This window comes from Actinomycetospora sp. CA-084318 (assembly GCF_050955885.1).
Lineage (GTDB): Bacteria > Actinomycetota > Actinomycetes > Mycobacteriales > Pseudonocardiaceae > Actinomycetospora.
The window spans coordinates 1,576,759-1,588,560 of record NZ_CP192098.1 but is presented as its reverse complement, the minus strand read 5'-3'; the positions used below and the strand labels follow the sequence as shown (position 1 = coordinate 1,588,560).

Here is an 11,802-nt window from a genome sequence, read left to right as displayed (position 1 = left end):
CCGCCCGGAGCGGGGTCGTCGCGGTGTTCGGGTGCCGCGAGTGGTGCATGAGGCAGGAATGGGGGCGTCGATTCCTGCGCAGTGCGCCACCTGCGCAACGCATGGCGGCAGACACACGAAAGCCCCCCGGGCGGGGTGCCTGGGGGGCTTGGGTGTGTGGGGGTGGTTGGGTGTTCCGGCGGTGTCCTACTCTCCCACGACCTGGCGGTCGCAGTACCATCGGCGCTGGAGGGCTTAGCTTCCGGGTTCGGGATGGGACCGGGCGTTTCCCCTCCGCTGTGGCCACCGGAACACCGAACCACCCCCACGTGGGGGGTTGGGGTGTGAAGTGGTGTGGACGCGAGCAGCAGTTCTGCTTGTGGTGTGTGTGCCCGTGCGGTGTCACCGGCTGGTCACCCGGGTGTGGGTGTTGGTGGTGTGTCGGGCAAGTCCTCGGCCTATTAGTACCAGTCCACTGCATACCTTGCGGTACTTCCATGTCTGGCCTATCAACCCACTGGTCTGGTGGGGGCCTTAACCCTCTTAGGGGTGGGAGACCTCATCTTGGAACGGGCTTCCCGCTTAGATGCCTTCAGCGGTTATCCCTTCCGAACGTAGCCAACCAGCCGTGCCCCTGGCGGGACAACTGGCACACCAGAGGTTCGTCCGTCCCGGTCCTCTCGTACTAGGGACAGCCTTCCTCAAGTCTCCTGCGCGCGCGGCGGATAGGGACCGAACTGTCTCACGACGTTCTAAACCCAGCTCGCGTACCGCTTTAATGGGCGAACAGCCCAACCCTTGGGACCTACTCCAGCCCCAGGATGCGACGAGCCGACATCGAGGTGCCAAACCATGCCGTCGATATGGACTCTTGGGCAAGATCAGCCTGTTATCCCCGGGGTACCTTTTATCCGTTGAGCGACACCCCTTCCACCAGGAGGTGCCGGATCACTAGTCCCGACTTTCGTCCCTGCTCGACCCGTCGGTCTCACAGTCAAGCTCCCTTGTGCACTTGCACTCAACACCTGGTTGCCGACCAGGCTGAGGGAACCTTTGGGCGCCTCCGTTACCCTTTGGGAGGCAACCGCCCCAGTTAAACTACCCACCAGGCACTGTCCCTGGACCAGATCATGGCCCGAAGTTAGATGCCCAATTCGACCAGAGTGGTATTTCAACGGCGACTCCACCGCCACTGGCGTGGCCGCTTCACAGTCTCCCACCTATCCTACACAAGCCGAACCGAGCACCAATACCAAGCTGTAGTGAAGGTCCCGGGGTCTTTCCGTCCTGCCGCGCGTAACGAGCATCTTTACTCGTAGTGCAATTTCGCCGAGTCTGTGGTCGAGACAGCGGGGAAGTCGTTACTCCATTCGTGCAGGTCGGAACTTACCCGACAAGGAATTTCGCTACCTTAGGATGGTTATAGTTACCACCGCCGTTTACTGGCGCTTAAGTTCTCAGCTTCGGCCGTGAGGCCTAACCGGTCCCCTTAACGTTCCAGCACCGGGCAGGAGTCAGTCCGTATACATCGTCTTGCGACTTCGCACGGACCTGTGTTTTTAGTAAACAGTCGCTTCCCCCTGGTCTCTGCGACCCCACCGCCCTAGCCCGCAAGAGGCTTCAGGCACCAGGGTCCCCCTTCTCCCGAAGTTACGGGGGGATTTTGCCGAATTCCTTGACCACAGTTCGCTCGAACGCCTCGGTATTCTCTACCTGACCACCTGTGTTGGTTTGGGGTACGGGTCGCGTAGGAACTCGCTAGAGGCTTTTCTCGGCAGCATGGGATCACTCTGCTTCGCCTCAACGGCTATGCGTCACGTCTCAACCCTCATGGTGTACGGATTTGCCTATACACCGGCCTACACGCTTGCACCAGTACAACCACTCACTGGCGGAGCTGCCCTCCTGCGTCACCCCATCGCTTGGCTACTACCAGGCAGGATCCCGCGCTCCCCCGTTCGACTCCCGAAGGAGTCTTAGGGTTCGGGCGGTTAGCACACCTGGGCTCGCCATGGACGCGCCTACACGAGCACGGGAATATCAACCCGTTGTCCATCGACTACGCCTGTCGGCCTCGCCTTAGGTCCCGGCTCACCCTGGGCGGAAAAACCTGGCCCAGGAACCCTTGGTCATCCGGCGGCAGAGTTTCTCACTCTGCTGTCGCTACTCATGCCTGCATTCTCACTCACACGGGTTCCACAGCTGGATCACTCCGCCGCTTCACCACCCGCATGACGCTCCCCTACCCAGCACCACCACCGTTAGGTGTCCGTGGCGCTGCCGCGGCTTCGGCGGTGCGCTTGAGCCCCGCTACATTGTCGGCGCAGGACCACTTGACCAGTGAGCTATTACGCACTCTTTCAAGGGTGGCTGCTTCTAAGCCAACCTCCTGGTTGTCTGGGCGATCCCACATCCTTTCCCACTTAGCGCACGCTTAGGGGCCTTAGCCGGCGATCTGGGCTGTTTCCCTCTCGACTACGAAGCTTATCCCCCGCAGTCTCACTGCCGCGCTCGAGCTCACCGGCATTCGGAGTTTGGCTGACTTCAGTAAGCTTGTAGGCCCCCTAGGCCAACCAGTGCTCTACCTCCGGTGAGTAACACGCGACGCTGCACCTAAATGCATTTCGGGGAGAACCAGCTATCACGGAGTTTGATTGGCCTTTCACCCCTACCCACAGCTCATCCCCCAGGTTTTCAACCCTGGTGGGTTCGGGCCTCCACACCGTCTTACCGGCGCTTCACCCTGGCCATGGGTAGATCACCCCGCTTCGGGTCTAGAGCACGCGACTACAACGCCCTGTTCGGACTCGCTTTCGCTACGGCTTCCCCACACGGGTTAACCTCGCCACGTACCGCTAACTCGCAGGCTCATTCTTCAAAAGGCACGCCATCACCGGACGAATCCAGGCTCTGACGGCTTGTAGGCACACGGTTTCAGGTACTATTTCACTCCCCTCCCGGGGTACTTTTCACCTTTCCCTCACGGTACTTGTCCGCTATCGGTCATCAGGAAGTATTTAGGCTTACCGGGTGGTCCCGGCAGATTCACAGCGAATTCCACGGGCTCGCTGCTACTCGGGCACGCCACCACGCGATGATGAACAGTTTTCGTCTACGGGGGTCTCACCCTCTACGCCGACGCGTCCCAACGCCTTCGACTAACCATCCACCACCACGCCCAGGGTCAGCAGCCCCCGGACATGACGCCCCACAACACCCCACCAGCAACACCTGCCAGCTATCACACAAGCGGGGTTTAGCCTCTTCCGCTTTCGCTCGCCACTACTCACGGAATCACTTTTGTTTTCTCTTCCTGCGGGTACTGAGATGTTTCACTTCCCCGCGTTCCCTCCACCCGCCCTATACATTCAGGCGGGGGTGACAGCCCATGACGGCTGCCGGGTTACCCCATTCGGACACCCTCGGATCACAGCTCGGTTGACAACTCCCCGAGGACTATCGCGGCCTCCCACGTCCTTCATCGGCTCCTGATGCCCAGGCATCCACCGTGCGCCCTTGACAACTTGACCAACACACCAACAACAACCACACCCGACGAGAACGTCAGGCATGACCGTCATCAGCAAACCAACACGGTCACAACACAGTCATCAAGCAAACTAAGATCAACCACAACACAACCACCCCAGGACCAAAGCCCGGAACAATCATGCCGCGGCGACCAGGAAAAAAAGATGCTCGCGTCCACTGTCCACTTGACAAACCAACCCACAGACCACCACCACACCACCCCGCAACCGCAGGGAGCCGGCGATGACTGTCCAGAGAAAACACCAACCCCCACACCCAACTGGTGTGAGGGCCGGCCGTCCTCTCAGGACCCAACAGTGTGCCGACGCCGCCACAACCTCCCGGACCGAAACCCAGGACACTGCGACACTCATGTTCTGTTCCACATCAGTCCAGTAAGCAACCACCCACCCCCTGGAGCGGGGATGCGATGGCCCTCCGCCGGAACCCCGGTTCAGCCGCCACCCGAGAATGAGTGACCGTCACCGACCAGAACCCGACGTCCGAGGCAAATGCTCCTTAGAAAGGAGGTGATCCAGCCGCACCTTCCGGTACGGCTACCTTGTTACGACTTCGTCCCAATCGCCAGTCCCACCTTCGACCGCTCCCCCCACAAGGGTTGGGCCACGGGCTTCGGGTGTTACCGACTTTCGTGACGTGACGGGCGGTGTGTACAAGGCCCGGGAACGTATTCACCGCAGCGTTGCTGATCTGCGATTACTAGCGACTCCGACTTCACGGGGTCGAGTTGCAGACCCCGATCCGAACTGAGACCGGCTTTACGAGATTCGCTCCACCTCACGGCTTCGCAGCCCTCTGTACCGGCCATTGTAGCATGTGTGAAGCCCTGGACATAAGGGGCATGATGACTTGACGTCATCCCCACCTTCCTCCGAGTTGACCCCGGCAGTCTCCCATGAGTCCCCGGCATAACCCGCTGGCAACATGGGACAAGGGTTGCGCTCGTTGCGGGACTTAACCCAACATCTCACGACACGAGCTGACGACAGCCATGCACCACCTGCACACCAACCACAAGGGAGGACGTATCTCTACGCCTGTCTGGTGCATGTCAAACCCAGGTAAGGTTCTTCGCGTTGCATCGAATTAATCCACATGCTCCGCCGCTTGTGCGGGCCCCCGTCAATTCCTTTGAGTTTTAGCCTTGCGGCCGTACTCCCCAGGCGGGGCGCTTAATGCGTTAGCTGCGGCACGGAACCCGTGGAATGGACCCCACACCTAGCGCCCAACGTTTACGGCATGGACTACCAGGGTATCTAATCCTGTTCGCTACCCATGCTTTCGCTCCTCAGCGTCAGTATCGGCCCAGAGACCCGCCTTCGCCACCGGTGTTCCTCCTGATATCTGCGCATTTCACCGCTACACCAGGAATTCCAGTCTCCCCTGCCGAACTCAAGTGATGCCCGTATCGACCGCACGCCCAGAGTTAAGCCCCAGGTTTTCACGGCCGACGCGACACACCGCCTACGAGCTCTTTACGCCCAATAATTCCGGACAACGCTCGCACCCTACGTATTACCGCGGCTGCTGGCACGTAGTTGGCCGGTGCTTCTTCTCGACCTACCGTCAACCCACAGAAAGTGGGCCTTCGTCGATCGCGAAAGAGGTTTACAACCCGAAGGCCGTCATCCCCCACGCGGCGTTGCTGCGTCAGGCTTCCGCCCATTGCGCAAGATTCCCCACTGCTGCCTCCCGTAGGAGTCTGGGCCGTGTCTCAGTCCCAGTGTGGCCGATCACCCTCTCAGGCCGGCTATCCGTCGTCGCCTTGGTAGGCCATCACCCCACCAACAAGCTGATAGACCGCGGGCCCATCCCCCACCGACAAAACTTTCCACCACAAGACATGCATCCTGAGGTCATATCCGGTATTAGACCCAGTTTCCCAGGCTTATCCCAGAGTGGAGGGCAGGTCACCCACGTGTTACTCACCCGTTCGCCGCTCGTGTACCCCGAAGGGCCTTACCGCTCGACTTGCATGTGTTAAGCACGCCGCCAGCGTTCGTCCTGAGCCAGGATCAAACTCTCCAACAAAAAACGTTAGAGACCAATCAAGACCTCTGACAAAACTAGCTACTCAAAGAAACCCCAAAAAATTGGGGCCAGAACACAAAACGTCAGCACACTGTTGAGTTCTCAAAGGACGACCACACGAACCCGCAACCCCCGCAGCATGCGGGGCGCCGAGCCCGATGGCATCGAGTTTCACCCTACCAGACCGGCTGAAGGGCAACCTCTCGAACCTATCCCGCCTCCAGGCCCCGGGGCAACCCCCTCGTCCTGGCGACATGGAGAACAGTACACGCCCCTGATCGAGTCGTTTCAGGGGGGTCTGTTTTGGTCATCTGCGCAGCTCAGGCGCGGCGAGAGCCCACTCCGGGCCCGCGCGACCCCTCCTGCGGCTCGGGCCCCACGTGCCGGAAGGCGTCCATCGCCTCCGCCAGGAGGTCGGCCAGCTTCGCCCCCGACTCCGGCGGGCGACCGCGACCGTTCGCACCGGCACCGGCACCGGCACCGTCGCGGCGCGCGTCGTCGGGTGCCCCGCCACCGGGCCGGCCCGTCGAGCCCTCGGGCCGGGGGGCCCAGCGCTGATCGGCGGGCACGGGCATCGAGCCCGACGTGTGCCGGCGGGCCGAGGGCACGGCCACGTCGCCGACCGGCGCGGCCCCGTCCGGCGGTCGAGGGGACTGCGCCGGCCGCACGCCGTCCCGGCGCGGGGGCATCGGCACGTCGGGGAGGTGGTACTCGCCGAGCACCGTCGCGAGGGTGAGCGCGAGGTCCTCCTCGTACTCGTCGGTCGGACGGGTCGGGGTGCTGCCGACGCTCGACGACGGGCTCTGCGGTGCGTCGCGACGGTCCCGGGGCTCCGGCGACGGAGACGGGCTGCGCGACGGGGTCCCCCGACCTGCGTCCCGGGTCGGCGTCTCGTCCCGCCGTCGTCCCGTGGATCGCGCGGACCCGGAGCTCGTTCCGGCGGATGTCCGCTCCCCGATCTCGGCGGCCCGGTCGACGCGACCCCGCGGGATCGCAGCTCCCGTCTCTCGCGACTCGTCCGCGTCGCCGGTGCGCCGTCCGGACGAGTCGTGCGGGCCGGACGGGTCGTCGCTCCCGGACGGCACGGCCCGAGCCGGCTCGGACCCGGACCCGGAGTCGGCCCCGGAGGCGAACGGCGACCTCGACGGCTCGGCGGAACGCTCCTCGGGGAGCCCGTCCCGGACCGCCTCCGGGGCGGCCACCCCACTGTCCCCGGCGCCGTCCCGACCCGGCTCGGTCGGCTCCTTCCGTGACTCGTCCCCCCGTGCGGCGTCGGGTGACGCCGACCCGTCGAATCCCACCCAACCGCTCAGGAGCGGGAGGTCCTGCTCTACACCGTTGGTCGTCGCCCGGGGGGCTGCGGCGTCCTCGGTCCGCGCCGTTCCGGACGAGCGCTCCGGCGACTCCCTCGAGGTGTCCCCCAGCGGATCCGCGAACGGATCGAGAAGGCTGCTCACCGACGCGGGAGCCGCACTGTCCGCCGTCCGGGTCCAGGCGCGATCCGCCGTCGCACCGACCTCGGCCGGGGCGAAGCGGTCGTCCGGGAGGGGCGCGACCGGCACGGTGGACTCGTGCCCGTCGGCGGCACCCGGCTGGTTCCGCGGGGCCGTCGAGAAGGCGTCGAACGTCGGACGTGATGCGGACGGCTCGGACACCGTCGATCCCAGTGCACCGGGCGGCGGCAGGGCGAGGGCCGAGTGCCGGGAGTGCTGCACCGGGTCCGGCTCCGGCACCGGGGTGCCGGTGTCCCCGACGGGCTCGGCGCCCAGGGCCGGCGCGGGCTCGAGGCCCATCGCCGACGCCGAGGCCCGCGTCGAGTCCATCGACCGTGTCAGCGACGCGAGCAGCTCCGCCAACTCGTCACGCGTCGACCGCGACGGTTCTCCGTCCGTGGCTCCGGTGGTCCCGTTCCCGGCGGAGCCGTCGACGGGGTGCCCGTGATCCGGGCCGACCGGCCCGACGGCATCCGGGACCGGCGTCCCGGCCGACCGGGGTGAGGTACCGGTCCGAGCCCAGGTGTCGTCGACGGAGGTCCCGACGACGGCTGTGGTGCCGTTCCGGACCGCACGCCCCTCCTCAGCCGCGGGGGCGATGCCCGACGGAGCAGGGCTCGTCGTCGGGAACGGCTGGGCGTCGGTCGGATCGGGACGGCGTCGGCGGCCGCCCCGGACGCCGTTCCCGCGGGTCGGGACGGCGTCGCTCCCGTTGTCGGCGGTGGGACCGCCCACCGCCAGCAGGTCGGCTCCGTCGGCGACGCCGGCCAGGGCGCGCAGAGCGCGACCGTTCGCGTCCCGTGCCGTCGAGGCCAGCCCGTGCCCGCGCCGCAGTGCGGCCAGTGCACGCCCCAGGTCGCCGTCGGCCTCGGCCAGGCCGGCCACGAGCTCCCAGGCCCGCGCCGCGCCCGCGGTGCGCCCCGCGGCCTCGAGCTCCTCGGCGATCGAGGTCGCCTGCTGCACACCCCCGCCGGATGCGGCGAGCGACGCGAGGCGGATCCGGCCGACCGCGTGCGCGACGTGCGGCCCGGGCGACCCGTCGGGGAGGACCCGACGCGCCCGTTCCCGGGCCTCGTCGTGCCGGCCGGTCTCGACGAGCAGTTCGGTCTCCTCCGCCGCCGCCGCCATCGACCGGCGACCACCGTCGGCGTCGCCGGCCGGGTCCGCGGAGACCGCCGCGGCCAACGTCGCGAGGGCGCCGTCGACGTCCCCGGCCCGACGACGGGCGATGCCGCGAGCGAGCGCGACCCGCGCCCGCAGGACGGCCGCCTCCGGCTGGGGGACGCGGAACAGCACGGGGGTCGCGTCGTCGGCGGCGGCGTCCGTGGCGGCGACGTCCCCCTCCGCCGCGCACGCCTCCGCCCGCGCGGCGCAGGCGGCGGCGCCGACCCGCGCCGGGAGCTCGTCGAGCGGGCCCAGACGATCGAGGAGACGCCGGGCGAGTCCGGGGTCCCCCAGTTCCGTGGCGGCGACGGCGAGGTCGACGAGGACGGCTGCGCCGTCGTCCCGGTCCCCGCGGTCCCGGGCCTCGGCCAGCAGGGGGACGCCGCGCTCGACGACCTCCTCGTGCCGGTCGGACTCGACCAGGGACCGCAGGACCGAGCGGTCGGCCGCGGCCCGGACGGCGGGGTCGTCACCGGCGACGCGCCGCACGTGTTCGGCCAGCGACGCGCCGAGAGCGGGGGCGGTCCAGCGCAGTCCCTCGGCGACCTCGAGGACCGTGAGCGCGGACGGCGCGCCGTGCTCGTTACGTGCAGCCACGACCGCTCCCTTCTCGACCCGGCCGCGGGACCCTCCCGCGACCCCGCGGGACTCAGTCCCGGGTGAGCTTGCGGTGCGTCACCCGGTGCGGACGCGCGGCCTCCTGGCCGAGACGGGCGATCTTGTTCTGCTCGTAGTCGGCGAAGTTGCCCTCGAACCAGAACCACGACGCCGGGTCGTCGTCGGTCCCCTCCCACGCGAGGATGTGCGTGCACACGCGGTCGAGGAACCAGCGGTCGTGGGACACGACCACGGCGCAGCCCGGGAAGTTCTCGAGGGCGTTCTCGAGCGAGGACAACGTCTCGACGTCGAGGTCGTTCGTCGGCTCGTCGAGGAGCAACAGGTTGCCGCCCTGCTTGAGGGTGAGCGCCAGGTTCAGTCGGTTGCGCTCCCCGCCGGAGAGCACGTTGACCGGCTTCTGCTGGTCCGGTCCCTTGAAACCGAAGGCCGAGACGTAGGCACGGGACGGCATCTCGACGTTCCCGACCTGGATGTAGTCGAGGCCGTCGGAGACGACCTGCCACACGTTCTCGGTGCCGGACAGCCCCTGACGGTTCTGGTCGACGTAGGACAGCTTGACCGTCTCGCCGACCTTCACGGTCCCGCTGTCGGGCTGCTCGAGCCCGACGATCGTCTTGAACAGCGTCGTCTTGCCGACACCGTTCGGTCCGATGACCCCGATGATGCCGTTCGGCGGCAGGGAGAACGAGAGGTCCTTGATCAGCACCCGCCCGTCGAAACCCTTGTCGAGGTGGGACACCTCGACCACGACGTTGCCGAGGCGCGGCCCCGGCGGAATCTGGATCTCCTCGAAGTCGAGCTTCCGGGTCTTCTCGGCCTCGGCCGCCATCTCCTCGTACCGGGCGAGCCGGGACCGGCTCTTCGCCTGGCGGGCCTTCGCCCCGGAGCGGACCCATGCGAGCTCGTCGGCGAGCCGCTTGCGCAGCTTCGCGTCCTTGCGGCCCTGGACGGCGACGCGCTCCGCCTTCTTCTCCAGGTAGGTCGAGTAGTTGCCCTCGTAGGGGTAGGCCCGACCGCGGTCGAGCTCGAGGATCCACTGGGCGACGTTGTCGAGGAAGTACCGGTCGTGCGTGACGGCGAGGACGGCACCCGCGTAGGACGCGAGGTGGCCCTCGAGCCACTGCACGCTCTCGGCGTCGAGGTGGTTGGTCGGCTCGTCGAGCAGGAGCAGGTCGGGCTTGCTCAGGAGGAGCTTGCAGAGCGCGACCCGCCGCCGCTCGCCACCGGACAGGTGCGTCACCGGGGAGTCGCCGGGCGGGCAGCGCAGCGCGTCCATCGCCTGGCGGAGCTGGGACTCGAGGTCCCACGCGTCGGCGTTGTCGAGGTCCTCCTGGAGCGCGCCCATCTCCTCCATGAGCTCGTCGGAGTAGTCGGTGGCCATCAGCTCGGCGATCTCGTTGTAGCGCGCGAGCTTGACCGCGACGTCCCCGGCGCCCTCCTGGACGTTGCCGAGGACCGTCTTCTCCTCGTTGAGCGGGGGCTCCTGCTGCAGGATCCCGACCGTGGCCTCGGGAGCGGCGAACGCGTCGCCGTTGTTCGGCTGGTCGAGTCCCGCCATGATCTTGAGAACGCTCGACTTGCCCGCGCCGTTCGGACCGACCACGCCGATCTTCGCTCCCGGGAGGAAGCTGAGCGTGACGTCGTCGAGAACCACCTTGTCGCCGTGGGCCTTGCGAACCTTCTTCATGGTGTAGATGAACTCAGCCACGCACCCGATGGTAGTTGGCGAGGTACACCGCTCCCCGGGCCCGGTGGTCGGTCAGCTCGCGAGGGCCTCACGCTCCGGGAACTCGTCGTCCTCGGCTGCCGGTAGACCGTCCGTTGATGGGGCGACGAGGCCGTCGTACCCCGGTGCCGTCAGCTCGTCCGGGACCACCACGAGGTCGGAGACGTCGAGGGGGCCACGCCCCTCGTCCGGTCCGCTGTCCTGGATCACGACCACCCGGGTGCACACCTTCCGCAGGTCGAGGCCGACGCTCTTCGCGTCGATCTGGGTCGACGTACGGCGGGCACCCTCCTGCTCGTACTCGCTGGTGTAGAGCCGGCCGTGGACCACCACCGGGTCCCCCTTGGTCACCGACATCCGCACGTTCTCGGCCAGCCCCCGCCAGCACGTGACGCGGATGCCCAGCCGGTCGCCGTCGCGCCACGCCCGGGTCTGTCCGTCGAACCGGCGCTCGTTGCTCATCAGGAAGAAGTTCGCGACGCTGCCGGTGGCGGTCCGCCGCCACGTCACATCGGTGGCCACGTTCCCGGTCACCGTCACCCAGGTCTCGTTCATCGTTGTCGTCCCCTCGGTCGGCCGGCGGTGTGGCCGGCTCGTGGGAACGAGCGTGCCCGTCGGGAGATCGACGACGGAAATGTCGAGCTCGCGCCTGTGGACAGGTGGGTGCCGCCCTGCCGGTGGGGACAGAACCGTGGGCCGTGCGGAGCAGTCGACGGCGACGTCCGACCGCCGGGTCCGGTCGCAGTGCGCCGTGGCTCGACGACCGGCGGCACAACGCGAGTGGTGCGTGAGCCAGGTCTTGCGCCGCTGATTCGTGCGTGGTGCGCCGCTCGCGATTCGCGTGGCGGCACAACCGGCGGCCGTCCTGGCGCGAGTGGTGCATCGAGCAGGTCCGAGGTCGATCGGAGACGCATGGTCCGTCACTCGCGGACGACAGCGCCGGACGACCGATGCCGAACGCAGAACTGTCCTGGAAACACGAAAGCCCCCCGGGCGGGGTGGGGCTTGGGTGTGTGGGGGTGGTTGGGTGTTCCGGCGGTGTCCTACTCTCCCACGACCTGGCGGTCGCAGTACCATCGGCGCTGGAGGGCTTAGCTTCCGGGTTCGGGATGGGACCGGGCGTTTCCCCTCCGCTGTGGCCACCGGAACACCGAACCACCCCCACGAGTGTGGGGGGTTGGGGTGTGAAGTGGTGTGGACGCGAGCAGCAGTTCTGCTTGTGGTGTGTGTGCCCGTGCG

General features: G+C 66.9%; 3 protein-coding genes and 4 rRNA genes. All 7 read right to left on the bottom strand.

The window, feature by feature from the left end:
• Positions 1-173 precede the first annotated feature (173 nt).
• The 7 genes from rrf (ACQPYX_RS07820) to rrf (ACQPYX_RS07790) all read right to left on the bottom strand — a co-directional run bounded on the left by rrf (ACQPYX_RS07820) (position 174) and on the right by rrf (ACQPYX_RS07790) (position 11,710).
• Positions 174-290, bottom strand: a 5S ribosomal RNA gene (gene rrf / locus ACQPYX_RS07820).
• Between the two features lie 130 nt (positions 291-420).
• Positions 421-3,509 (bottom strand): 23S ribosomal RNA (locus ACQPYX_RS07815).
• A gap of 524 nt (positions 3,510-4,033) precedes the next feature.
• A 16S ribosomal RNA gene (locus ACQPYX_RS07810) occupies positions 4,034-5,562 on the bottom strand.
• Together the 16S, 23S and 5S rRNA genes form the textbook arrangement of a ribosomal RNA operon.
• A gap of 320 nt (positions 5,563-5,882) precedes the next feature.
• The gene (locus ACQPYX_RS07805) at positions 5,883-8,816 is read right to left on the bottom strand and encodes a hypothetical protein (RefSeq protein WP_433802327.1); all 2,934 of its coding nucleotides are present in this window, start codon (positions 8,814-8,816) and stop codon (positions 5,883-5,885) included.
• Between the two features lie 52 nt (positions 8,817-8,868).
• Positions 8,869-10,545, bottom strand: coding sequence for an energy-dependent translational throttle protein EttA (gene ettA / locus ACQPYX_RS07800; protein ID WP_230761137.1), 1,677 nt, complete (start codon positions 10,543-10,545; stop codon positions 8,869-8,871).
• Positions 10,546-10,596: 51 nt separating this feature from the next.
• Complete coding sequence (locus tag ACQPYX_RS07795; RefSeq protein WP_433802326.1) at positions 10,597-11,118, bottom strand: single-stranded DNA-binding protein; 522 nt, start codon at positions 11,116-11,118, stop codon at positions 10,597-10,599.
• A 475-nt stretch (positions 11,119-11,593) separates the two neighbouring features.
• Positions 11,594-11,710, bottom strand: a 5S ribosomal RNA gene (rrf, locus tag ACQPYX_RS07790).
• Positions 11,711-11,802 lie beyond the last annotated feature (92 nt).

Bases quoted from the DNA above. Each gene is read 5' to 3' on its own strand.
- ACQPYX_RS07795 (WP_433802326.1), bottom strand. From the start codon at position 11,118: ATGAACGAGACCTGGGTGACGGTGACCGGGAACGTGGCCACCGATGTG.